This window comes from Paenibacillus sp. FSL H8-0048, assembly GCF_038002825.1.
Taxonomy (GTDB): domain Bacteria; phylum Bacillota; class Bacilli; order Paenibacillales; family Paenibacillaceae; genus Paenibacillus_AQ.
Genome location: NZ_JBBODF010000001.1, coordinates 1,146,890 through 1,171,142 on the forward strand (window position 1 = coordinate 1,146,890; position 24,253 = coordinate 1,171,142).

Below are 24,253 nucleotides of genomic sequence, written 5' to 3' on the forward strand. Positions count from 1 at the left end.
ATTGATTGACTATCAGCAATGTTGGTGATACCTTTCATCAGCGATGGACTCCCAAAAGATTTTTACAACCGATTCCCGTGGATAACCTTTACAGGCTGTCGCAGCAGCAAGGATTGTCCACCCTGCACCCGCAAAAAAGCGCAGTCCCGGATTACCGGGACCGCGCTGACTAACTGGATCTCCTAGTAGAAGCAGGCACTCAGAATAATAACGAGCAGGATATAAAGAACCAGAATCGCGCCTGTCGATGTCCAAGGGCTTACTCCACACGTATTCACGCCGCCTACATTGCCACCGTATCCGCAATCTGCACCCATGAGATTACCTCCTTCATAATGTTGACTACAAAACATCATATGAGTAAGTAGCCTGATCAGATTGGGCGAAACGGACATAATTTGGGGCGTATGTACAAGGGCACCCTGCCCGCCCGAATGTTAGAGCGGAGCAGGATGTCCCAGGGGTCCATAGATTAATCAGACACCAGAATGCCGTCGAAGCTCTCCGGACCTACACGGACCGTACCCAAAAGATTCGAGCTGATAAACGCAGTATAGGTTAACTGCGGAGTAATCGTCGGGAGGAAATCATCTGCAGAAAAGGCGATAACCTGCGGAGCCAAAACACTAAGACTGAAAGTGGAAGTGGCAGAATACACAACAGGGTCCGTAGCCAGTGTTCCTCTAACGATGGTTACAGTGATGCCAACCAGTGCAAGAGGTAGCGAAACCGAAACGGTTCCTTTCAGAAGTACACGTGGATTCGTGCCTACTCCAGCTGTGATCAGGCCGATTTGCCCAAACAGCTGTGGAGTATTAATTACTAGAATTGGAATCGCAATAGAATTGGCAGTACTGGCATTCTGTGAGGTTCTTCCATCAACATAAGTTCCCATATCAAGCACCTCCTCTCTTCTTCACTAGTATATTTGTGTTCCTACCAAAACGATTGGATAGAACTACCATTCCCTGCACCTTATTTTATTTACGCTCAAGCAGCCGGTACTATCCTACTCATCTTTGGTCGTCCCGCTCCGCTTATTGAACGCCAGTTCAAACAATCCCGTTGCCGATAATCCGGCCAAGCCTCCGGCCCATAGACGTAGAATCAGATTCATATCTGTAAAAGGATACGCAGCCGCTCCTACCAGCAGGCCGATGGCCAGCCCCACCGCAGGAACCACGTTGCGCGGAAGGTTCACGCTGTTCTTGACGAGCTGCACCAGCGCCATGACGAATACCGCCAATACGGATGCAAAAGCGAGTACACTGTTAAGTGCATCATTGTACATACCGGCTACGCCCCCTCACTGGTAACCAGCAGACCGGCGCGGTTCAATACCGTCAGCATCCGGTAAAAATCATAGCTGCCGCCGGACGGCGTATCCAGCAGACCGGCGGCTGCCGCCGCCTGGACTGCGGGCTCAGCCCAGGCCGGCACATTCATTACTGCACGGCCCTCAATGACAGCCAGTCGCTCCGCCACACCTTTAATGGACTGGCCTTGCTCTTGAATGCCGGCCTTCAGTGTATCTCTGCTGACAGACAGTCCTGCCAGCAGCTCCTTCAACCCCCGCAGCTCGTTTTCCAGCGCCGCAATTCTTTGTTTATCTTCAGCCGACATCTCTTCATCCTCCTTCAGCTTGTCATATTGATACAGGTTATATGAATCCATAATCTGAATCAGCTTGGCTGCATAATCCGGGTCCGTTGCATAGCCAGCAGCAGCAATCTCGCGGGCGGCTGTTTTGCCATCCACTCCAATGGCCTTGCTGTACAGCTTGGGGTTCCAGGAGACTCCCCCTGTAATCAGTGCGGAATGGTCCGCTATAGATTCTCCCCAGTTATTATAGGAACGGAACTGGGCAGTCACCTGTACAGCTTGGCCATTCCTGTATTCCGTTGTCGGAAGCACCAGACTGCCCGCAGGCCCGCTGCCCTTGATCCCGAACAGATTATTGGCCTTCTGCGTCAAGCCGCTCGTTCCCCAGCCGGATTCCAGCGCCGCCTGGGCAATCGTCAGCGAAGCTGCGATACGGCTGCGCTGCATATCGGCAACCGCGAAGGAAGCAATCCGGGTGATAAATTCGGAGCTTGCCATTGCATCACTTCCTTTCCTACTGTAATAAATGCACCGCTCTGCCAAACTGCCTGTGCTTATCCCTGTTATGATGTATATGGAAGCGGACTGAAGCTTATACGCATGCAAACAGCGCCCGGAGCTTACACCCAGGCGCTGTTTCAATAACCCCCTATTTTCTCTTCCGCTAAAATACGCTAAGGATAATAATCAGCAAAATAAACAATACCAGTATGGTCGCGGTTGACGTTCTCAGACCTCCACTCATCTAGAGCCCTCCTTTCTTACGCATATGCCCAGTTTTGATTCCTCTACATCATATGCCTGTAGTCCCAAAAAAACTGGGCGAACGCACAATATGGGATATATATGTAATAAAAAGTATTGTTAAATCTTCCATCCTGGCTTAGACTAGTAATAATTAACTATATCGGAGGGACTAATTTACTATGCCTTCATATTATTTCAAGGAAATTTGGACACCGCTGAGCTGGATAGGCATTAAGTTTTTCCGGGACGATGAAGGATTTCTATGGATAAAGAGATGGTCTAATCCACGTAAGCGGCTGCGCTGAATGTAGTGAGAACACGTCAAACAACCTTTTATCCGGCACAAGAGGAGCACCCCCGTCCTGCTGATAAAAGGTTGTTTGTTGTATCTGTCTGCTTCAGACTCCTGATCCTAAGATGCCGCCTCGAAGGTAATCCGGTTCTTCCCGCTCCGCTTGGAGATATACAGCGCTTCGTCTGCGAGCCGCAGGGTCAGGGTGGTATCTCCGCCGTCCGGAGTCCATACAGCAGCACCTACGCTGCAGCCCACACGCAGCTCCTCGCCTTTGATCAGAATCGGCTGGTTGATCTTGCTGATAATCCGCGAAGCCACTACCTCCGCTTCCTTCATCGGTTTGCCCGCCGAGGTATTGAGAATAATCACGAATTCATCCCCGCCCAGCCGGGCAACGATCTCATTGTCCCGCGTACAGTCCATCAGCCGGAAGGCAACCTCCTGCAGCAGAGCATCTCCAACCGCATGGCCGAAGCTGTCGTTCACTTTTTTGAAGCCGTCCAGATCCATGTACAAAAAGCTTAGCGTTGTCCGCTTCTGCTTGGCCTTACTGACTGCATGGGCCAAAAACTCATCCAGCGCTGCCCGGTTGGGCAAGCCGGTAAGCTTATCATGCAGCGCCATATCCGACATATAGCTTAGCTTGGTCTCTGTCTTAGTCAGGTTGTTCACCAGGCCCCGCAGAGAGGCCGACAGAATCGCCACATCCTTGAACCGGGTAGACGTGGGGATCTCCACATCGGCACCGGAGCTGAGCTGGTCGGCTGTACGGGTGATATCCCTCAGCGGACGACTGATCCATGTGGCCAGCAGCCAGCCGATTAGTGCGAAGACTGCTGCGGTCAGCAGACCGCTGATCAATATGAAGCGTTCAAGCTGATGGACTGAGGCAAAAGCAATGTCTGCAGGCTGACGGATAATGACCGTCCAGCCAAGGCCAGGGTAGTTCAAGTAACCATCGCCGTAGGCGTATCCCGTCAGATAGGAGTCACGGCCCCGCTCCTGTTCAATCACGTAGGAGCTCTTGCCGCTGCGGGCCTGCTGCAGAACCGCATCCGACATTCTTTTGCCGGTGAGCGCTTCAGGTCCCAGCAGAATGGTGTCATCCTTCTTGCTGACCACGAACACCTCCACGCCTTTAAGCCGTTCTTTGAGCGGATTCACAATGGAGGCCTCGACCTCGCGTGACCACTCCCAGCTAAGATGTGCCGCCAGCACGCCGCTTGTCTGTCCTTGCTTGTCTATAACCGGCACGCTCACATCAACGAACTGCAGCGCTTCGCCCGTCGGACTCTGCAGCAGCTTAGAGAGCAACACCGCATCGTGGACATCCCCGACGAAGGTTCCCTTAAGCGCCTGCTGGAAGACCGGCCTCTGGCTGATATTTGTTCCTTGCAGAATCCGATCAGTAGAAGCAACTACATTTCCTGTCTTATCCAGAAAGCCCACCCAGGTGAATACCGGCAGACTTTTCTTCAACTGATCCAGCAATCCGCCGGCTTCTACTGGTTCCACAGGCTCCTGAAAAGCATCAAGCTTACTCAAAACTTCTATTTCACCGGAACGTGACCACATGAACTGATCCAGCTTCTCGGACATTTGATTGGCCTCTGCGGCCAGGGAGCTGCCGATACCGACTTCTACGGAAGTGGTGGAACGGTTGCCGATCACATAGCTGAGCATAGCCGTGAGCAGGATGATAATGACCGCAAATGCTGTTGAAAATAAAGTGCGAAGACTTAATGACATGTACACTCTCCTCTTCCGATGACCTTGTTCATGATTCCGACCACTGAAGAACTCTTGCAGCAACATGTCGAAAAGGGTCGATATTTCTTTATCGGAAAAGTCCAGCAGAAATATAATACAGCACCCGGCACACTGCCGTTTTTTCTTGAGCCGTTACCCTACCTTCGCTCCCATAGAGCGGGCCAGCAGCACAGCTTGCTCCACATCCAGCCGCACGTTTTTGAGATCCAGGCTCTTCAGGTCGATCCCTTCCAGCTTGGCGTCACGCAGATCCGCCCCTGCAAGCTTACACTGTGCAAGCTGAACCCGGCTTAAATCCGCCCCGCGCAGATCCGCCTTTTGCAAATCACAGCCCTGCATATCGGCCTCGGTGAACCGGATGCCACGCAGATCCTGCCTGCTGAGATTCAGATGGCGCAGATTCGTATAGGCCCAGTCCCCTCCGCTCAATGTGATTCCGTCCATATGGGCGTTGGCGAAATCCGATCCGACCATCTTGCAGTTCTCGAACTTCGCCACGAACAGATTCGCTCCGGTGAACTTGCAGTTGGTGAACGCACCATCCGTGTGCAGCGAAGCATTCAGCAGGGCACCGGTGAAATCGCAATCGACAAACCGGCAGCCGCTGGAGGTCATCTCTTCCATCGAAGCCCCCCGGAAGGAGCAGCGCTCAAAGGTACAGCCGTTAATTTCTCCATCCTGCAACGCCGCGTAATCGAAATTATGCTCAATAAACGTTTCATTATAATATTGATACATGGCTTAAGCACCTCTTGATCTGGGTATTGGACCAAAGATATGGTATAACATATACTATATTATTCTTTAAATATACTACTTTAGGAGATTGTCCAAGTGTAGCCGTTTCGATATAATAGCAAATAAAATCGCGGAGGTAAATGATGGATGACTCCAGCAGAAAAGAACCATTCCGATATGTAATGAACCAGCCCATCGATTGCTGGCTTGAGATTCCCGCCAGTAATTCGGGACCGGGAGCGGGAAAATTGACTGAGGGTATCCTGCTTGACCTTAGCCGCTCCGGCTGTAAGGTCCGTACCTCGCTGAACCTCCGCTTCACCGCAGGGGATACTAAGCTGATTATTCATTTTCAGCTGGCGGAAGAGAAGCTACAGTACGAAGGCAGTGTCCGCTGGGGCTGGATGTTCGGTCTGGGACAATACCAGTACGGGGTAAGGCTGGACCTGCAGGAAGACGAGGAAGAACAGCTCCTGCGGGAGCTGGAGCTCTGGACCAGCGGAAGAAGCGCTCAAGGCTTATAGCTATTCCTCTCCTTAATGATGCACACAAACGCAAGCAAGGCTGATAGACACCTTGCTTGCGTGAAATAGGAACGTACCTTTTATACTTCGATTCTTCTCCTCACCAGCATAACCATTCCATAGATCATCAGGCACACCACCGCCACTTCAAACAGCAGCGCCCCTGGATTAATTGGAAGGTATGGAATAGTAAATTCACTGCCGGTTTGGGGTTCTCCATTGTAAATCTCGAATTTAAAGGCATTATCCAGACCAATGAAGTAGGTGTTAAAGAGCAACTTCTCCAGATAACCAATCCCGTTCTGCAGCAGGACCAAAAGGGCGATGCCAACCCAGACTCTCCATTTCATGCGCAGACTGTAGGCTACGGTAAAGGAGAACATCACCATCACCATTAGAAATCCGCTGGACCAGACGGATTGAAGCAATGCCCTGAAGCCAACCGTCTGCAGGTTGCCGGGTATGAATTTTGCTGTGGTGTACAGCAGCTTGAAGATTCCCAGATGGGCCAGGCCGATGAGGATGACCACACCCATCAGCAGCAGCGCCAGCAGCATGGGGGACAGGACCGTCTGCAGTGCTGTAACCGGCAAAAGCCGCCGCTGATAGGATTTAAGATTACGGAAATATCCGGTAACCGCGATAAATATCATCGCGATGGCCAGTATACAGTAAATAACCAGATTGAGCGAGGCCAAGTTCACGTCTATCTGTGCACTGGAGATCCACAGCCCGGCCTGAGCCAGCAACGCAATGACGATGAAGACGAGAATGCGTTCTTTTCGGCGTTTAAGATCGTATTTTAATAGCTTCAGCATTCGGCAAACACCTCTCTGAACAGCTCATCTACACTTTTCCCGTGCTCTTGTCTAAGCTCCTCCACCGGACGATGCAGTACAATCTCCCCATCCTTCAGGAAAATCACCTCATCAAAGATCCGTTCAATATCCGTTACCAGATGGGTGGAGAGCAGAATACTGCTGTCCTCCTCATAGAACTCCATCAGCGCATTCAGAATCTTGGTCCGTGCCACCGGATCAACGCCGCCAATCGGCTCATCCAGCAGATATAATCTGGCCCGGCGGGAGAGGGCTAAGGTCAGCTGCAGGCGTTCATTCATCCCTTTGGATAACGTCCGCACCTTATCCGCTGTGCGCAGCTTCATGAAATCCAGCATCCGCAGCGCCTTGGCCTGATCGAAATCCGGGTAGAAATCCTGTTGAAATCTCAGCGCATCCCCAATATTCATCCATGACTCCGTGACCGGCACATCCGGCATGAAGGAGACGAGCTTCTTGCTCTCGACGCCCACGGGTACGCCAAGAATTGAGATCCGGCCCGAGCCGGGCCAGGCGAGTCCTGAAATCAGCTTCATGAGTGTGCTTTTGCCGCTGCCGTTGCTTCCCAGAAGACCGGTAATGGTGCCGCTGCCCAGCTTGAAGGAGACCTGGTTCAGCGCCTGTCTGTGCCCGAACTGTTTGCTCACATTCTGAATGTCAAGTATATCATCCACTCTTCTTACTCCCCCTGTTCCTGGTTCCGCTGATGAATGTTCTCCGCTACTGCTGCCAGAATATCTTCGCTCTGGAAGCCGAGCTCCTGCATGCCGCGGATAAAACGGTCCAGCACATCCTGTGCCATCTCCTTCTTGACGGTCATAATTGTCTCCTCACTTCCGGTCACATATCTGCCCATGCCGCGGCGGGTCTCCACGATGGTCTCACGCTCCAGTTCCTGAAATGTTCTTTGTACGGTATTCGGGTTAATCTGCAGTTCAGCGGCCAATTCACGGACAGAGGGAATCTTATCTCCAGGCTTCAGCTTACCGGTGATAATCTCTCCCTTGATGTAATTCATGATCTGGAGATAAATCGGCTGGTTATTATCGAATTCGATTCCCATCAAGCAACATCCCTGCGTCTGAAGACGGCGAAGCCTGCAAGCAGAAACAGCGTCATGTAGATGCACAGCAGGATAATGGAAAAGGTCAGACTCATTCCCTGCATCGGCGCACCGCCATCCTGGTAGGCTGCGAGATTAAGATTTGGGAACAGCACATATTTGTAGAACTCACGGGAAATGACCAGCTTGTCGATGGTGGTGGCGAAGATGGTCGCCCCAATGGTTACGCCCGTTGATTTCGTCAGAATCCCCAGCAGGAAGCCGATCGTGGCGTAGACGGTACAGTACACAGTTGAATACAGCAGCGAAGCAAGAATCGCTCCTACTCCCGCTTCCCCTCCGCTGAGTCCGAAGAGGACCGCGCCTGAGAGGAACAGCGCCACCGCTGCAACTACTTGCATGCTAAGTGTATACAGCAGTACAGTTACATATTTGGAGGCCAGAATTGCCGTGCGGCTGCGGGCACGGATCAGCAGAAATTTGATCGTGCCCTGGCTGTATTCTCTGGATACAATCCCTGCTGTCCCGACGATGACCAGAATGGCCAGAATCTGGCCAATGCCTCTAGGCTGAAGAGAATCCGCCGTAAAGTCCGCCCCTGAAGCATACATATCCGTAGCAAAAGTACGTGTCATATAGCCCGCGGCCAGCGAGAACACCAGCAGGAGGACATAAGGAATGATATTACTGCGTTTCTTAGTTATTTTGAGCCATTCATTCAACACAAGCAGATTAAATTTACGCAATGCGGTTGCCCCCTGTCCATTTCAGGAAATCCTCTTCCAGACTTTGCCTGTTCTCAGTGATCCGGTAAATCCCTACCTTGGCTTCACTGAGCGCCGCCACAACCTTCGGCACGTCTCCGTCTGCCAGCTGTACATGCAGCTCGGAATGAGCTTCATCCGTTCCAGTAACCTTGACGCCCTGCAAGGCTCCGGCCACAGTCCGTGCAGCTTCAAGCTTATCTACCCGGATCGCAAGCGCTACCTCACTCCGTGCCTCCGGCGCTTCCGTAAGCTGTGTCACCGTTACAAGCTTGCCGTTCTGAATGACCACCGCCCGGTGGCAGATCTGTTCAATCTCAGCCAGCATATGACTGGAGATTAGAATGGCAATGCCCTCTACCTCTGCTATTCTCCGCATATAGTCGCGCATCTCCCGGATGCCGGCAGGGTCCAGCCCGTTGGTCGGTTCATCCAGAATGAGCAGCTTCGGCGAGTGCAGCAAGGCCTGAGCGATTCCCAGACGCTGGCGCATCCCAAGCGAGTAAGCCCGAACCTTCTTGTTCATCGCCTCCTGCAGCCCCACCAGCTCGACGACCTCCTTAATTCGCGGTTCCCCTGCTCCATCACTCATACGTAGATATTGCAGCAGGTTGTCGTACCCGGTCATATGAGGGTAGAACTCAGGATTTTCAATAATTGCCCCGATCTGTGAGATCGCCTGCTTGAAATCCTTCCGGATGCTGTGCCCATGAATCAGAACATCCCCTCCGCTCATACGGATCAGTCCGGTCATCATCCGGATGGTGGTCGTTTTGCCGGCACCGTTCGGTCCCAGCAGCCCTACAATCTCTCCTTTCTGAATCTTGAAGCTTAGACTATCCACAATTGCCTTACCCTTAATCACTTTACTGACACCTTGCATTTCCAGTACGGTTTGTTCTTGCGCTGGACCAGACGGTCCCTGAGCATAATGAGCAGTTGTATTCATGACAGCCTCCTTGTGCGGATCGGTATCGGTGGAGTATTCATTCCACGGGTTGTTGCTGTGCTGGAACATGTGTATTTTCAATGTTGTATCGGTGTGTTAGTTAAATAGTACACTAGGGTTTTCATTTTGTAAAGCGGGTTTGTGAAAAATTTCCTGAAGCTATATGTAAACAGGCTATCCGTGCAGGGATTCTAACCATACCGGTCTCTATCAGCATACATATAATAGTATTGCAGCTGGCGATATTTTGCTGCTTTTGCCAAAACGCTCCAAGGAGGAATACACATGAATAAAGAGGTTCATATCTCGCAGACTTATCCAAGACTGACCGTGTACAGCGAAGAAAACTTCCGGGGAAGAAGCAGAATCTACAGGGGCAACCTCGGCATCCGCAATACGGACAATATTCTGGATGGCATCGAAAGCCTACGCTTCTTCTCGACCAGCAGCAATGCTACACTCGTTCTGTTCAGCAGAACCCGGTTCAGAGGCAGCTTCCGTGTGCTTCGCGGCAATCACAGCATCCGCGATCTGGATGACTACATCTCCGGCAACGACGTAGAATCGATCATCTCCACTAACCAGAGACTGACGCTGGATCAGATCCGCCGTATCCGCAGCAGCGGAGATCTTCCTGCGGGCTACCGGTTAATCTAAAAGAATACGCTCGCTGAAACAGGGCACTCTCTGGTATCGCCCAGCCGGAGAGTGCCCTGTTTGGTGTGTCTATGGTTTAGTCAATTTCAGGTCTTGGCGAATTACAGGCAGAATAGTGTAAGAACCGGGGTCTGGAAGCTGCAAGCCGGTCAGGACTCTAAAAATTATTACTTGAAAACATACAGCCGCAAACAGAGACGGCACCCGGAAGTCTATGCATACCGTCATTGCGTGGGGCCTTTGAAGCCATATGTGCCTGAGTTAATCGCTGCTTACGAGGGGGAGGGTTGGCAGGCCATACTAATTACTGCAATCGATGGGTCCATTATGAGAGAGACGGCACTAAGCCCGAGCGCTGTTGAAACCGCTTTTTACAAGGCAGGCGAATTAACCAAGATTCTGCATCTATCACAGACAGGCCCCTGGTTCGGCCGCCCCGATCAATACGGAAACCCGATAGAGCTAAGTCACAATGCTGACCCGGTGCAGTATGTTGCTGATGCCATTCAGGACTTAACTTCATAGTGTGTTGATGAAGGGCTGCTGCAAGCCGATGAATTAAGGTTAACCGAATGGGCACTTCAGAATGTTCATATCTTCCGGCATAGCTCACCTGTGCCTATTAGCTGGGACTCTACGCCAGGCAACTGGCTGGTGGATGACCAGGGGATTTTGACGGGAATGATCGACTTCGAGAATATGTTGTGGGGGCTGGCTGTGGACAACTTCTCCATTCTGTTCGCCAGATATTTCATAGATCATCCGTCTGCCAGAGATGCCTATTTTGCAGGATATGGACCTGAAGTGCTTAAGGACCAGTCTGCCGAAATACAATTATGCTGCATCAAAATGGCCCTCGGCGATATCTGCTGGGGTACTCACCATCATCAACCTGAGGTCGTCCGCTCTGGCAGAGAGCTTATGACAAGAATACATAATCAGCAGCTTTTCCTGTAAGGAAGCATGCATGAGGAAGCTTGAAGGAAGCGCAAGCCTCATCCGTGGCAGCAGCAAGTGGACAAACGTATCTTAATTTCTTAATTTGCGCCGATGAAGCTCAAGCAAGTGGAAAAACAGCAAATACTGAGGACGGTTTCGCCAATATGGGGTGAACGCAGCTCAATTAGGTGTTGTTTTTCCAACTATTTATTCATAAAACAACGTAAATTCATTAGTAAGTGGAGAAAAGGAAACTATTCCAGCTACCTTCAGCAGACACCGGGTTATCGCTAAATAAACACCTTGACGCTTAGCTTCCCGCCTACATCGCAGCTACCTCTGCCGCGAGCTCCCTCACCTGCTGCTGCAAGACATTTACCTCATCGGTCCCTTCCCAGTAGCGGGTGACAAAATGCAGGAATACATCGATCTTACGCAGGAGCATAAGCACCGGAATAGCTGCCAGTTCTTCGGGAGTCAACGTGATCCGGCGATTATACCCCCTCCAGAAATCACGAATGATCCGCTCCGAGTCCTCATGACTAAGCAGTGCCGACAGGATTACAGCCGCATCCATAACCCGTACATCCCTTGTGCAAAATTCAAAATCCAGCAGCGCCGTTACCCGGGCGGTATCCGCTCCATCCACCAGCAGGTTGGAAGCATTCAGATCGCCGTGTACCAGCTGATGCGGCAGGCTCTGAAGTTGTTCCAGCGAATCAGCCGCATTATCGTAAGCCTCCACCAATAGGGTCAGCTCCGGGAGCAGCTCCTTCAGAGACTCGGGCGGGTCCGTCACCAGACCATGCAGCGCTTCACGGGTGCACAGCGGATACGAGGTCCGAAGCTCATAGTATGGACGGTATACGGACGGGATGCCCGTATCGATCTCAGCCAGTGCAGCGGACAAGATGCCTGACGCTTCTCCAAAAGATTCATAGTAATCTGAAGCTTGTCCGGACGGGGACTCCCCTTCAATATAAGCGAACAAGCAGGCGAATTTTCCGCTGTCTTCGAGTTGAACCAAGGTCTCTCCACTGGCAGTACGGATCGGAAGTGGTGTACTGAACGGCAGACCGGCCCCGGCCAGTTTCAGGAGAACCGAATGTTCGAATTCTATTTTGTTTCTGTCCTTATGTGTGTCGTAGATCCGCAGCACCGCGCGGCGCTCCCCGCTCTCCACGAAATAAGTGGTGTTATTCCATCCCCCGCTCCGTTTGTGTAATGTTCCCTTCCATTCAGGCCAGACCTGACTCACGATGGCCTCCATAGGCTTATGCCCCTTTCGACAATAGGTTATGTATCCAGCCATTGTAGAATCAGATCAGGACCGTGTCAAATGATCAGCCAGCCCTACCGTTATACGGTCAACGAATTATCCGCTATAATAGACACCATATAACACTAGCAAAGGATGGTATTACCTATGGACTCTACTGTAAGCAAACGCTGGCTTCTCGCCAGACTCTATGAGCCGGAACAAATCATCGTAGACTGCCGGTTCACCTTGGGCAAGCCTCAGGAGGGCAAAGAACGTTATAATAAAGAGCATATTCCAGGCGCAGTCTACCTCGATTTGGAGCACGACCTGTCTGCTCCTGTAGGCGGGCATGGCGGACGACATCCCCTTCCCGATACGCAAGTGCTGGCATCCCGGCTCTCCAAGCTCGGCATCGGCAACCACTCACGTATTGTGGCCTACGATGATGAGAACGGCATGAATGCCGCCCGGCTGTGGTGGCTGCTGCGCTACCTCGGGCATGAGCAGGTCTTCATTCTGGAGGGCGGCTTCAGCGCCTGGAAAGCAGACAAATACCCGGTAACGGATCATCAGCCGATTCGCGTACCCAGCTCGTTCGTGGCAAATGTTCAACCGCAGATGCTGGCAGGTGTTGATGAGGTGCGGGAGGTTTCGGAGAAAACAGTTAATAATGCTGGCGCTGAGTCTGGGAGTGACGTCAACGATGCGGATGCTGTACCTACTCTTCCCGTGCTGATCGATTCCCGCGCGAATGACCGCTATCGCGGCCAGAATGAGACTCTTGATAAGAAGGCCGGCCATATCCCCGGTGCGTTCAACTACTTCTGGAAGGACACGCAGAATGCAGACGGCAGCTTCAAGAGCGCGGATGAGCTTCAGGAGCATTTCGCCCGACTGAGCAAGGATGCGGAGATCATCGTCTACTGCGGCTCCGGCGTTACCGCCTGTCCAAATATACTGGCATTGGAGAAAGCCGGGTATAAGAATGTGAGGCTGTATGCGGGGAGCTGGAGTGACTGGATATCCTTTCCGGCAAATCCTATTGCCACTGAGGAAGAGTAACGTTTAAGAGCCCGCGTTGGACGCGGGCTTTTTGTGCTGGAGTTATGATTTTTGTCCCTTTAAATTGAAAGAAAGGATTAAACCTGCGGCGGCAATTACAGTCAAGCTCCAAAATGCCATGTAAAAGCCAAGCAGTATGTTCTCCATACCGGCTAATGAAGTGTTATTCCTCGATAGAGTCATGATTGCAATCAGAAAAACGCCTCCGAGGGAACTGGCTAACGAGCGGATCGAAATGGTCATTGGAGAAGCATGGGTAATCATACTATGAGGATATAACCACCGCGGAGAATCAGCTGAATTCCATAGCGGTCATATAACCTGCCGGCAAATACACTAGTCAGTCCCATGAGCAGTGCTCCCGGCAGCAGCATCAGACCCGACTCTCTTGGCGTAAGTCCCCTGACATTCTGTACATACAACGGAAGCAGCAGCTCACTACCGACCATGACTATGAACATCAGCACTCCTATTATTGAAGCGCTTGTAAACCTACGGTTGCGGAACAGGTTGAAATCAAGCAGCGGGATCGTCAACTGTATTTGCAGCCTAATGAATAGAGTTATGAACAAAATGCCAATTAACGTAACCATCCCTGCCATTATAAGGGAGGCTCCCTGCTCTCCAGCCAGATTCACACCATATAACAGACTAGCAAACCCTATTGTTGAGTACAAAATGGATCTCAGGTCCAGCTTTTCCTTATGGCTCTCCCCCACATTCTTTAAACAGAAAGCAGCTAACAGTAAATTGGCAATACCAATGGGCAGGATTCCATAAAAGAGGATCCGCCACGAGTGCTCCTGAACAACTAAGCCCGACAGTGTCGGGCCTAATGCCGGAGCGAGCCCCATAACGAGTCCTATTAAACCCATTGCTGAACCTATTTTTTCCTTAGGGTAGACTCTTAAAATCGTGGTCTGAAACAGCGGCATTAATAACCCAGCACCGATCCCTTGAATCATTCGTCCTATCAGGATGAACGCGAAGTTAGAAGAGCCTCCAGCAAGAAGGGTTCCAGCGGCAAAGGCGCCTGCCGAAGTAAAGAATAACCCTCTCGTAGTGAATCTTCCGATCAAAAATCCGGCAATAGGCACGGTTATGCCTGCAATCAGATAATATATTGTAATCAGCCATTGTGCCTTCCCTTCATTAATCCCTAAATCCTGCATCATTCTCGGCAACGCCGTATTCAGCATGGTTTGCATCAACTGACCAAGAAAATTCGCAATTACCAATGATGAAACGATGATACCGGGCTTACTCTTCATGGTTACTCCACCTGTCAATCTGTTCTTAAGGCTGGATCACATCCACAGGTATTGACAATATAGCCCGTTAAATTTAAAATAATCACAGCGGATTAGTGTGATTTAATTTACTATAAACTTAACTATAAAAGGAGACTTATAAAATGGCCGCTCTACAAACTTTTAAAGCATCTGCGCATTTGCAAGACGGAGTCCAGGTGAAAGTAGCATCCCGAAGCTTTGAGTTTATTATCGACGAGCCCAAAAGCTTGGGCGGAACCGATACCGGAATGAATCCGGTCGAAGCTTTGCTGGCCTCGCTGGGAGCATGTCAGTCTATCGTAGCCAGAGTGTATGCGCCTAAATTCGGCGTGAACCTCAAGGATTTCTTAGTGGATGTAGAAGGCGATATTGACCTGGATGGCTTTTTCAACAGGTCGGAGGTACGTCCGGGCTATTCCGACATTCGGTATACATTCCGAATCAAAACAGATTCGCCCAAAGAACAAGTTGAAGAATTTGTACGATTCCTGGAAAGCAAATGCCCAGTTGGAGATACCCTCGCATATCCGGTTAATCTCAAGCTGGACAGCATTATCATCGAAAGCTAATCGACCGATAAGAACCGGGAAGCCGCGTCGGACGCGGGTTTGGGGGCTTTCCTGTTAACAACTTACAAAAGATTCGGGTTAGCAGCCCCCACTCCCCTTCGTCAGTTCTGGCTAAAACCGGTCCGGCTACCTTCTTCTACAGTTTGGTCAGCACATGCGCGCTCACAAAGTAATCCCTGTCTTCATATTCGTCATGGACGAACTCCCACAGCAACGAAAACCTTAATTCAACTTTATAGAGCCGCATAATTTGCGGATGAACGTGGAAAAATGCTCCCGGCAGGCATAAGCCTTGTTTAGCCAGCTCCGGCAGATGCTCATAAATCAAGTCCAAGTTATCCCGGATATTCCCTCCCGTCAGCTCCAGAGTCTTAAAAGTAGCCGGGCTGGTATAGCCGGTTGTTTTCATGTGCTGCAGCAGCAGAGTATCAGTTAAATGAACAATCACCCCGTCCGATGCCAAGAGGCCCCGCAATGATTCAAAGATGTTGATATGAATCCGCTCAAGCAACTGATCCAGCTGAGCGCTGTATTCTGGCGTATGGACAACCCTATTTTTCTTCCTGTAAAAAAAGGCGGAGATGAGCTGCGTCGTGAAGCATAAATTCATGACCACGTCAAAAGGAGGATGCAGCGGCGAGAAGTCCACCTTTGGCAGCAAATCGTCGACCTTTTCTTTCAAGTCATCCGGAGAAGACACTTCTCTTCCTACGCCGGTCAGATCAATGATTGCCCGTTCGTATTTTTCCGGGTGTGCCGACTTGGCCAGAAAGCGGTCCAATGCTTTTTCATCGATATCGACGATCGTGATCCGTTCAAATATAGACTCGATGTACGAGATGGGCACATCGTTTCCGTTCCCGGCTCCGAGTAATAAAATATGCCCGCGCCCGCAGCGGTTATGCTCCAGAGTTTGTTCCAAAACTTGCCGGATCTGATCACGGTAGCCGCCCCAGTGCTGCCAGTCATGCTGGGTAGAGTCGTTTCGGAGGATGTTGGCTTTACGGAATTTGACGTACGGAACATTGACTTTTCTATTAAATGGATTCATATCGAGTTTCACCTTTTCTATCAGAATATTACTGAAATTATCCATCACTCGAGGATGCTTGTGAATTAATACTGGAGTCCGTCCCAAAAAGGTTTGCCGTGAATTGAAGCGTGTTACTACGATAGATTAAAGAATAGTAAAAGTAAAGAGCCCGCATTTGCGCGGGCTCTTTGTGCTGGGATAATATAGGTGAAGAGTTCATATAACTGGCATCTGTGCTAATGTCATTTCTTATAATGACGTTAACAACATTGTTTACTGTTTTCTCTCCTCCAAAATGAACAACAAGACTATGTGTCATACAGTAAACGTTTTATACTATGTATAATGCACTATTGCGTTCCACGACAGATGGAGTGACTGGATTAGTTATGAGGAAAATCCGGTAGCTACGGCACCAGAAACCTAAGGCTTGGAGCCTACTGCCCAGGGCATCTCAAATTGCTGAACCTGGGCGGCAGGCTCTGCCTATGCAGTGAACTATGGTATGTAAAGGAGTTAGACGATGGAGCTTCAGCGCTGTACCTATCCTCCGCTTCAACCCGATCCCGGCAAGCTGCTTGTGATCCACGAACTGCCGCAGCCGCCAAGAATCCGGGAGAACTCACAGACTCAGTTAATTGCTCTGAACGAGCACTTGCAGCTATGGCAGATTGATCTCATATCCGGCCGTACCCTCGCTTTAGCGGATCTTCATTTGCCAGATTTTCATCCGGAGCATCCGGTACAGCTCGTCATTAGTCCCTGCGGACAAGCAGCCGCCGTGAGCAACCGGTTCGGGCGTCATGCCGCCGTGGTCTCTCTGCGAACCGGCCATACCTTGCTGGAACTAAGCCGGGGAACCTATCATTTCAGCGTATCCACCTATCCGCTGGCTTTTGCTGAATACGGACAGGAATTGGTTCTTATTCACGGTGTGGATTGGAACCGGTTGGAGCTTACTGTTGTTCTGCCCGAGGCCGGGCCGGTTGCTGCTGATATAAGCCTTACCAAAGCAAGCTCCGATTTGCAGGAAGACGATTTGGACTATTTTCACGGGCAGCTTCATGTCTCTCCAGATCATACCTACATAGCGGAAACAGGATGGGTATGGTCGCCGACCGGCATCACCCGGGTATGGAATCTCTCAAATGGGGCTCAGAACAAGCCGGCAACGGGGCGAGGCGGGCAGTTGAACGCGATTTGGACCCCGCTAATCGATTGGGATCTGCCAATGGTATGGCTGGATAACGAACGGCTGGCGGTATGGGGGCAGATTGATAGGGAGATGGTAGATGAAGAAGATTGGCAGGAAGAAGGAATTTGTCCAGCCATTCTGATCTACAATGCGGCCATTAAGAGCAGAGAGCTTGTTCTGACAGACCTGCCTGCTTATACAATGTGCTCTGGTACAAGTGATGTATTTATACATGCACAAGCACAGTTGGCCGCATCATCTTCCGGCAGACTATTCGCCTGGGGAACCGGCCTGCCCCTATATTGCTGGAGCCTGCCGGATATGCAGCCGCAGATCCATGAATTACCGGTTCAACCAGACTTGTATCATAGGCAAGCCGATCTATTCCTGTATATCAGTGAGGGAAGACTTGAAGCGTGGCGCTGTTTGTGGCGCTGTTTGTAGAGCATGAGTAGCACCGCTTCTTTAAAATGATTGGTAGAATATTCCTTGTGAGGAGGGAATCAATGGAGAAGATCTACGATCGCCTACATCAATTAGATGGAAATGACCTGCGGTTTTTCTTTTACAACTTATTAAAAACAGCAGATCATTATCAAACGAACGGCAGTATTGAAGAAAAAAAGTTAGCAGAGGGACTCCTTAATCTCGTCCAAAATCATATTGAGGCGGTTCACAACCATAAACGGCAAATAGATGAACTCCAACAATATGTTTATCTTGTTTTCAGTCTCTCTGACGCAGGTTCATTAAAAGTAACGCTAAGTAAAATTGTCATTTGGTGTGCGGATAACGCACATGACCAAACAGGCTTACGTTTCGCATTGCATTTGCTGAGAGGCCGGAAACAGCCGGTCAATGTTGTTAATGTGACAGAGCTCTTTAATACTATAGGTAATCATAACAAAGAAGAATCCAAACCTTATTGGAGTAGCTTAATGGATAGAGAACATTTTCAGATCATCGTTAAAAAATACTACCAAGGTGTTGCTCTTGATCCTAGTCAAAGAAGACGGTATGAATCAGAATGGCTAATGCTCTCAAGTGAAAATCATGTACTCCGTTTGTGGAAGGAGCGTTCTGTAAAAGGCGCTGAGGAATCTGCACTGGACGAAATGATCATTAGATCCGTCATTGAATTAGAGCAAGAACAAGATGAGAATGGCTTTATCAACGCAGCAAATGTGGTAACTAAAATATTTGATACTTCGCACCAATTCGTAGGGTATTCATTTATTACCAATAGGATATGGAGTTTAGTTAACCAAGGAGTTTTAGAGTTTAGCGGACTGCCAAGGGCCTTGCATCAGTTCTCTGTTAAACTTGGCACGCATAAGAATACTATAGCACCATGAGAATAAGCAGCCGAAGTCTTCGGCTGCTTATTCAGGTAATGCCATCATATCGCCTACTCCTGCAGCTTCGATACCTGCTCAATCAGCGCATCCACACCACGATCCACTGTGTAAGGCCCATTGTTCCAGTTCGCGCGCGAGACATTGATGATCCGGTTGTTCTTCACCGCAGGAATGCTCTGGTAGACAGGCTCCTTGAACAGCTCGTGCATGGCAGCCAGCTCTTCATCAGTCATTTGCGTGAAAAAGTAATCCGCCGGCTTGTCCACCAGCATCTCCATCGACAGCACCGTTCCCCCGTCAGCATACTGCTTGAATTGCTCAGGCATGATAAAGCCGAAATCTTGATAGATCAGCTTGCCTAAGGTACCACCCTCGCCTCCAAGCAGCACTTCCCCTTTATGGATAACGAAGGAGATGGCGGTAGTACCTTCATCAAGCTTCACATTGATGGTATCCCGGATTCCTTGCAGCTTCTTATCGAACGATGCAATCCATTTCTCTGCCTCATCATGCTTGCCCATAATCTCGCCCATGGTCCGTAAGGTGTTCACCACATCCGGGTCACCGCCCCAGGCTACTGCTATGGTCGGAGCGATCTTCTCATAGGTCTCAATGACATCCTGCCCCAGATAATCCGGTATGATTATCAGATCGGGCATCAATGCGGAGATCGCTTCCACACTACCTACGCCTGCTCCGACATTCTCCACATCCGCCATCTCTTCCTTGTATTGATCCAGTGTCTCCTGGTTGACACCTGCCGGCTTCAGGCCAAGCGGAAGCATATACCCGCCGTATGCGAGCGCCACTACCTGCGCGGTCTCCGCCGGAATCTCCACCTGTCTGCCGAAAGCGTCGGAGAATAATTTGGTGGCCTGGTCATCAGCAGCCTTCGTATTTCCGCCTCCACAGCCTGCAAGCATCATGGATAAGCTGATTAAGAAGGTTATCGCAATTAAGGGTGTTCGGCTAACTTTCAAATCATTCACACTCCGTCTTCTGTATTGATAATGATTATCATCGATATCAATATAGCGTGCTTCCTTACGGGGAGCAATGAACGATTCCAGCATCTCTTTGGTAGGATTTGAACCTTTCAGGAGCGGGGCGTGCATTTTGAACTGTGCCGGAGTCTCTCTGAACACCTTTTTGAACAATCTGCTAAAATAATAAAAATCCGTATACCCCACACGTTCAGCCACATCGCGTATCGGTGCATCTGTCCCGGCCAGCAGGCTTCTGGCGTGCTGCATCCGGGTACGGCTCACGTACTCCATCGGACTGCACTGATACTTGCGTTTGAATACCCTCACTAAGTGATGTGTACTATAATGAAACAACTCCGCCATTTCGCTCATGGACAGGGGCTGGTGATAGAATTCCCCGATATAACGGGCGATCTGCTCCGCCAGATCTGTCTCCGGCTCCTGCTCCCCCGCCAGCTCAAGCTGACGGAAATGCTCAGATACAAACTGGTAGAACAGTCCCAGCACCTGCACCCGTTCCAGCTCCCCGCCGCTCCTCCATAACTGATGCATACGCTTCAGCAGGGACAGAATCACCCATGGGTCACTCCCGGGGAAGGCATATTTCCGCTGAAAAGGGTTAGGCTTGTCCACGACCGCTTCTGTGAAGGAGCTGCCCATCCACGGTTTGTATAGAATGAGGTAATAATCAAATGTTCGCTCCAGACACGAAATTTCAAGAAGGGTCCCCTTCCCGCCATGAATAACATGCGCATAACCCGAAGTGCGCCCGGCCCCATTGAGCCGAACCTCAGCCTCTCCCTGATTCGTGAATACAAAGCTGCTTGACGGAAAAACATACCGCTGCTGCTCTCCCGGCCTCATGATCACATGACGGATATCCATGATTCTAACCGGTACATGGTTCCATGCCCGAATGCTCTCTGTCATCTCGAATCTCACAAGTACTTCCCCCTGGCTGCCGTCCACTGTAAATTTCTATTATTATAATTGATAACCATTATCAGTTACAACACTGTAGCTCTGCAAATAGGATCTGTCTGCCAAGTGAGATATAATAAATTCCATGAAATTAAGCTGCACATAGCAGAAAGGCGGTGCAACGAATGAATGATAAAGATAGCCTCCCGCCTTCGGAAGCCTTTGGAGAGCTAGATCAGATGTGGTTCAGGCTTCGGAGTATCACACATGGCAGCCGTTCAGGGGGAGAGTGGCCGTTACGGCTGCAATTTCTGGAATCGTATATGCTGCTGATTCCCATTATGGGCCAAGGCTCCATCACGGTAGACGGCAAATACTGCGAGCTCAAGGCGGGATCTGTGTTCGTCTGTCAGCCGGGGCAATTGATCGAGGCCCTACTTACGGGTACAGGCGAACAGAGTGTATACATTCTGCGGTTCGATGTGTATAGCCAACATAGTATGCTGGAGGAACAGCAACCGTCCCGCCCGGCGGAGACTCATCTCCCCTTCCCTGTAGAAGGAGCCATACCCATTCAGTCAACGATTACATACAGCAAACTTTGTGAGTCCATCACCGGATACATGGGAAGCCTCAACCCTTTGCAGCGCCTGCTTGCCCAGAGCCGGTTCTATGAACTGCTGTACAGTCTGCTAAGCAGTGCCCGTCAAATGCAACCCACCGATACGGGAACTTCCATGGAGCGGGCCATGCTCTATATCGAGCAACACTACCGTGAAGACTTATCCATAAGTCTGCTCGCTGCTGAAGCAGGCACCAGCATTAGGCACTTCATCCGCCTGTTCAAGCAAACCTATGGTCTCAGCGCGATTGAGTACCTGACCGAATACAGGATCAGACAAGCCAGGAGGCTGATGCTGCCGCAGACGAATTATGAGCTGAAGGATATTGCAGCTTACGTCGGTTACAAGGATGTTCCTTATTTCCGGCGCAAATTCAAGCAGATTACCGGAGTCGCGCCGGCCACCTTCATGCGCAATGCCAAGCTCAAAATCGCAGTTTGCCACGGCAGCCTTATCGGAGCGCTGCTTAGTCTGAATATTATTCCGTGCGCGGCTCCTGCGGACCATCCCTGGGCTGAATATTACCGGCGTAAATATGAGACGGATGCGGTGCTGCCGCTTGCCAGGGAGGAATCTCTCCAGTTGCAGCAGCTTACCGTTCTTCGAGCTGATTATATCCTCGGACTGGAGCCGGCGGTAAGCCGGAGGATGCTGCCGCAGCTTCAGGCAATTGCCCCCGCGTTCCTGGTATCTCCGCTCCAGAAGGATTGGCGCACGCAATTACAATTCATTGGAGAATGCGTGGGCAGGGCGCCGGAAGCAGCATCCTGGCTCAGGAACTATGAGCGTAAGGCCAAGAGCATCCGGGCAAAATTAGCTCAAGGACCCGCCATGGGCAAGCTGCTCCTTGCCCGCATATCCGGGCAGTCCATCACCGTGTTGTCTACCCGAAGCTTAGCTGAGGTATTCTACGATGATCTGCATTTTATCCCGGCCTCCGTTGTGGACCTTAGGCTGAGCAATCAGACATTAACCCCGGAGGAGCTGTGGTCATCAGATGCGGACAAGCTGCTGTTCATCGTGGATGAGGATGCAGCTTCGCAGGCAGCCTGGTCTGCGTTCCGGGACAGAGAGTCCTTGCTGCCCCCCGATCCCGCAGGATTGTCACGTGTCGCGCACCTCCCTCCCTATCCCTGGACGGAGTATAACTCGTTCACCCAGGAGCTGGTTCTTGACTCCGCCTTGACACTTTGGCGTAATCGGACATGAAATATTGGCGTGATAGTCAATAGTCGAATCGCGCGGATTGTTTTATACTCCTAACAGTGATATTGATTCTCACTCTCAGGTGGGATGACAGGTATTGAAACTCAGGAGGTTATTGAAGATATGCGACAGATGAGACAAAAAATGGTGTTATGCATGGCGATAGTATTGACACTGCTAATGACGGCTTGCTCCAGCAACAGTGGACAGGCCAAGGTGGCCGCAGACGCCAAAGAAGATTTCAAGGTGGTCAATAGTGAGAAAGGCGAGATTACAATCCCCGCCCACCCGGCCAGAGTGATTGGATTATCTGTGGTCTACCCGGAATTCCTGCAGGCCTTAGGCGTTACTCCCGTTGCTGTGCAGAACTACCAGGAGGAGTTCCCGACCTATCTGCAGGAGCCGTTCAAGGATACGCTGAAGATGGGCATTGCCCAGACCCCGAATTTCGAAATGATCCTCTCTGCCAATCCCGATCTGATCCTCGCTCCTACATGGTGGTCGGCTAAGGATTACGACCAGTTGTCGGGGATCGCTCCGACGGTTCTGCTGCCGCAGCGCGATGACTGGCGCGATGAGCTGAAGGATATCGCCGGAGTGCTCGGCAAGACGGAGCTTGCAGAGAAGGTAATCAAGGATCTGGAGGATCAGGAAGCAGAAGCCAAGCAGAAGCTGGATGACCTGGTGGGTAATGAGACGGTAATGTACATGATGGTGATGCCGGGCAGCTTCGTGCTTTACGGAGATCAGATTGACCGCGGGAAATTCCTTCATACTACGCTTGGGCTGGAGATGATTCCGAATTTCCCGGCTAAAGATCCTTCCTTATCCATCTCGCTCGAGAAGCTGCCGGAGTATAATCCTGATCACATCTTCCTTCAGTTGAATAACGAGGACGACGCCGGAGTGAAGAAAACCTATGAGGATCTGCTGAAGAGTCCATTATGGAAGAACATGACGGCGGTCAAAAAGAACCAGGTCTACACCATGGCCGGCAAGGACTGGTTCAATCTGGGGATGTCTCCTCTGGCTAACCGTTATGCGGTGGATGCGGTGCTTCAGGCCTTTGAAGGCAACTCCAAATAAAGGGGGACTTCAGATGGGCGACGCTGGCAGACTCCAAGGGGTTGAACGTTACTACATCTGCCCCAATGCTGTTGAGAATGCAGTGGCTACTGTACCGCTGACCGAATTATGCAGCCCTGCACAAGCTGAATATCTGCTTACCACTTATGCTTCCATGCTTGGGACAGAGGATAAGCGTATCGCTGCAGCCATCTTCTGCACATGGGTTGCCGGGATCTGCGGAGCCAAATACGCACTGCTCACAGCCGCAGACCCGCTGGCTCATGCCTTGCGGCTGAATAACCTGTCTGTCCAGCTCATCCGCACGGAGGGGTATCCCGAATTCGCCTTCCCTATCCATAATTACCGGGAGAGTATCCATGACCAGAACGGGAATAGAAAGGAGCTCATAGACGAACTGGAGTTGTTCTACACGAACGAGGTCAGACCCATTGTTACGGCGCTTGCCGAAGCTTCGCAGACCAAAGAGGTGATGCTGTGGAGGCATGTCTATAATCAGTTGTATACTTTTATCGAAGAGGATGCTCATGACGCTCTCAGTGAGTGCCGCCGCAACCTGATCCACGGACAATTCCATGCTGCCATGTGGGAGCTGACACCCGAGGTATTCGGACTTCGCAGCAATCCGTTCCGTATCACCCCCAAGTTCCGTACGGACCCCGATCCTCCGCATGATACGATATCTGTGAAAGCTACCTGCTGCCTGGCCTATAAGCTCAGAGCGGATCATGGCTATTGCGGGGGATGTCCTATCCGTTAATCAGCACAGCCTAA

The 24,253-nt window shown here is 50.7% G+C and carries 24 protein-coding genes and 1 pseudogene; 10 read left to right on the forward strand and 15 right to left on the reverse strand.

What is annotated here, in order from left to right; genetic code table 11:
* Positions 1 to 182: 182 nt before the first annotated feature.
* The 6 genes from NSU18_RS05005 to NSU18_RS05030 all read right to left on the reverse strand — a co-directional run bounded on the left by NSU18_RS05005 (position 183) and on the right by NSU18_RS05030 (position 5,152).
* Positions 183 to 317, reverse strand: a complete 135-nt coding sequence (locus NSU18_RS05005) for a YjcZ family sporulation protein (RefSeq protein ID WP_209873522.1) — start codon at positions 315 to 317, stop codon at positions 183 to 185.
* 155 nt (positions 318 to 472) lie between these two features.
* Entirely contained in the window at positions 473 to 895 is a 423-nt protein-coding gene (locus NSU18_RS05010) for a hypothetical protein (protein WP_341148402.1), read from the reverse strand.
* Between the two features lie 114 nt (positions 896 to 1,009).
* Positions 1,010 to 1,291, reverse strand: a complete 282-nt coding sequence (locus NSU18_RS05015; RefSeq protein WP_341021509.1) for a holin — start codon at positions 1,289 to 1,291, stop codon at positions 1,010 to 1,012.
* Between the two features lie 5 nt (positions 1,292 to 1,296).
* The gene (locus tag NSU18_RS05020) at positions 1,297 to 2,100 is read right to left on the reverse strand and encodes a glucosaminidase domain-containing protein (RefSeq protein WP_341021507.1); all 804 of its coding nucleotides are present in this window, start codon (positions 2,098 to 2,100) and stop codon (positions 1,297 to 1,299) included.
* A 661-nt stretch (positions 2,101 to 2,761) separates the two neighbouring features.
* Positions 2,762 to 4,393: a sensor domain-containing diguanylate cyclase gene (locus NSU18_RS05025; protein ID WP_341148403.1), complete on the reverse strand. Its 1,632-nt coding sequence runs from the start codon at positions 4,391 to 4,393 to the stop codon at positions 2,762 to 2,764.
* 153 nt (positions 4,394 to 4,546) lie between these two features.
* Entirely contained in the window at positions 4,547 to 5,152 is a 606-nt protein-coding gene (locus NSU18_RS05030; RefSeq protein ID WP_341148404.1) for a pentapeptide repeat-containing protein, read from the reverse strand.
* A 143-nt stretch (positions 5,153 to 5,295) separates the two neighbouring features.
* Here NSU18_RS05030 and NSU18_RS05035 point away from each other — a divergent pair, with 143 nt between their 5' ends.
* Positions 5,296 to 5,676 carry a PilZ domain-containing protein gene (locus NSU18_RS05035; RefSeq protein ID WP_036694281.1) on the forward strand — a complete coding sequence of 127 codons (381 nt, stop codon included), beginning with the start codon at positions 5,296 to 5,298 and terminating at the stop codon, positions 5,674 to 5,676.
* Between the two features lie 80 nt (positions 5,677 to 5,756).
* Here the strand turns inward: NSU18_RS05035 and NSU18_RS05040 are convergent, their stop codons facing one another.
* The 5 genes from NSU18_RS05040 to NSU18_RS05060 are packed head-to-tail and all read right to left on the reverse strand — an operon-like array spanning position 5,757 to position 9,291.
* Positions 5,757 to 6,494 carry a hypothetical protein gene (locus NSU18_RS05040; RefSeq protein WP_341148405.1) on the reverse strand — a complete coding sequence of 246 codons (738 nt, stop codon included), beginning with the start codon at positions 6,492 to 6,494 and terminating at the stop codon, positions 5,757 to 5,759.
* The gene (locus NSU18_RS05045; protein ID WP_341148406.1) at positions 6,488 to 7,189 is read right to left on the reverse strand and encodes an ABC transporter ATP-binding protein; all 702 of its coding nucleotides are present in this window, start codon (positions 7,187 to 7,189) and stop codon (positions 6,488 to 6,490) included. The genes NSU18_RS05040 and NSU18_RS05045 overlap by 7 nt, the downstream gene beginning before the upstream one ends.
* A gap of 5 nt (positions 7,190 to 7,194) precedes the next feature.
* Positions 7,195 to 7,578, reverse strand: a complete 384-nt coding sequence (locus tag NSU18_RS05050; RefSeq protein ID WP_341021495.1) for a GntR family transcriptional regulator — start codon at positions 7,576 to 7,578, stop codon at positions 7,195 to 7,197.
* Positions 7,578 to 8,324, reverse strand: coding sequence for an ABC transporter permease (locus tag NSU18_RS05055; protein ID WP_341148407.1), 747 nt, complete (start codon positions 8,322 to 8,324; stop codon positions 7,578 to 7,580). The genes NSU18_RS05050 and NSU18_RS05055 overlap by 1 nt, the downstream gene beginning before the upstream one ends.
* Positions 8,317 to 9,291 (reverse strand): ABC transporter ATP-binding protein, encoded by a 975-nt coding sequence (locus NSU18_RS05060; protein ID WP_341021492.1) that lies wholly within the window; start codon positions 9,289 to 9,291, stop codon positions 8,317 to 8,319. The genes NSU18_RS05055 and NSU18_RS05060 overlap by 8 nt, the downstream gene beginning before the upstream one ends.
* A 285-nt stretch (positions 9,292 to 9,576) precedes the next feature.
* Between NSU18_RS05060 and NSU18_RS05065 the strand changes: the two genes are divergently transcribed.
* Positions 9,577 to 9,948 carry a hypothetical protein gene (locus NSU18_RS05065; RefSeq protein WP_341021490.1) on the forward strand — a complete coding sequence of 124 codons (372 nt, stop codon included), beginning with the start codon at positions 9,577 to 9,579 and terminating at the stop codon, positions 9,946 to 9,948.
* A gap of 63 nt (positions 9,949 to 10,011) precedes the next feature.
* A pseudogene (locus NSU18_RS05070) lies at positions 10,012 to 10,905 on the forward strand (aminoglycoside phosphotransferase family protein).
* A gap of 304 nt (positions 10,906 to 11,209) precedes the next feature.
* Here the strand turns inward: NSU18_RS05070 and NSU18_RS05075 are convergent.
* Positions 11,210 to 12,157 carry a phosphotransferase gene (locus NSU18_RS05075; protein ID WP_341021484.1) on the reverse strand — a complete coding sequence of 316 codons (948 nt, stop codon included), beginning with the start codon at positions 12,155 to 12,157 and terminating at the stop codon, positions 11,210 to 11,212.
* A 156-nt stretch (positions 12,158 to 12,313) separates the two neighbouring features.
* On the opposite strand from NSU18_RS05075, the gene NSU18_RS05080 reads away from it, so the two are divergent.
* Entirely contained in the window at positions 12,314 to 13,210 is an 897-nt protein-coding gene (locus NSU18_RS05080; RefSeq protein ID WP_341148408.1) for a sulfurtransferase, read from the forward strand.
* A gap of 260 nt (positions 13,211 to 13,470) precedes the next feature.
* Here NSU18_RS05080 and NSU18_RS05085 read toward each other — a convergent pair whose 3' ends face one another.
* Entirely contained in the window at positions 13,471 to 14,481 is a 1,011-nt protein-coding gene (locus NSU18_RS05085) for a DHA2 family efflux MFS transporter permease subunit (protein ID WP_341148409.1), read from the reverse strand.
* 143 nt (positions 14,482 to 14,624) lie between these two features.
* On the opposite strand from NSU18_RS05085, the gene NSU18_RS05090 reads away from it, so the two are divergent.
* The gene (locus NSU18_RS05090; protein ID WP_341148410.1) at positions 14,625 to 15,071 is read left to right on the forward strand and encodes an OsmC family protein; all 447 of its coding nucleotides are present in this window, start codon (positions 14,625 to 14,627) and stop codon (positions 15,069 to 15,071) included.
* A 136-nt stretch (positions 15,072 to 15,207) separates the two neighbouring features.
* Here NSU18_RS05090 and NSU18_RS05095 read toward each other — a convergent pair whose 3' ends face one another.
* Complete coding sequence (locus NSU18_RS05095) at positions 15,208 to 16,167, reverse strand: hypothetical protein (protein WP_341148411.1); 960 nt, start codon at positions 16,165 to 16,167, stop codon at positions 15,208 to 15,210.
* A gap of 460 nt (positions 16,168 to 16,627) precedes the next feature.
* Between NSU18_RS05095 and NSU18_RS05100 the strand changes: the two genes are divergently transcribed.
* Positions 16,628 to 17,743, forward strand: coding sequence for a hypothetical protein (locus tag NSU18_RS05100; protein WP_341148412.1), 1,116 nt, complete (start codon positions 16,628 to 16,630; stop codon positions 17,741 to 17,743).
* Between the two features lie 62 nt (positions 17,744 to 17,805).
* Entirely contained in the window at positions 17,806 to 18,654 is an 849-nt protein-coding gene (locus tag NSU18_RS05105; RefSeq protein ID WP_341148413.1) for a DUF3658 domain-containing protein, read from the forward strand.
* 53 nt (positions 18,655 to 18,707) lie between these two features.
* Here the strand turns inward: NSU18_RS05105 and NSU18_RS05110 are convergent, their stop codons facing one another.
* Positions 18,708 to 20,585, reverse strand: coding sequence for an ABC transporter substrate-binding protein (locus tag NSU18_RS05110; protein ID WP_341148414.1), 1,878 nt, complete (start codon positions 20,583 to 20,585; stop codon positions 18,708 to 18,710).
* 164 nt (positions 20,586 to 20,749) lie between these two features.
* Here NSU18_RS05110 and NSU18_RS05115 point away from each other — a divergent pair, with 164 nt between their 5' ends.
* The 3 genes from NSU18_RS05115 (at position 20,750) to NSU18_RS05125 (ending at position 24,239) form a co-directional block, all read left to right on the forward strand.
* On the forward strand, positions 20,750 to 22,396 hold the full coding sequence (locus tag NSU18_RS05115) for a helix-turn-helix domain-containing protein (protein WP_341148415.1): 1,647 nt from the start codon (positions 20,750 to 20,752) through the stop codon (positions 22,394 to 22,396).
* Between the two features lie 153 nt (positions 22,397 to 22,549).
* On the forward strand, positions 22,550 to 23,479 hold the full coding sequence (locus NSU18_RS05120) for an ABC transporter substrate-binding protein (RefSeq protein WP_341148416.1): 930 nt from the start codon (positions 22,550 to 22,552) through the stop codon (positions 23,477 to 23,479).
* 13 nt (positions 23,480 to 23,492) lie between these two features.
* Positions 23,493 to 24,239 (forward strand): (2Fe-2S)-binding protein, encoded by a 747-nt coding sequence (locus NSU18_RS05125; RefSeq protein ID WP_341021467.1) that lies wholly within the window; start codon positions 23,493 to 23,495, stop codon positions 24,237 to 24,239.
* Positions 24,240 to 24,253 lie beyond the last annotated feature (14 nt).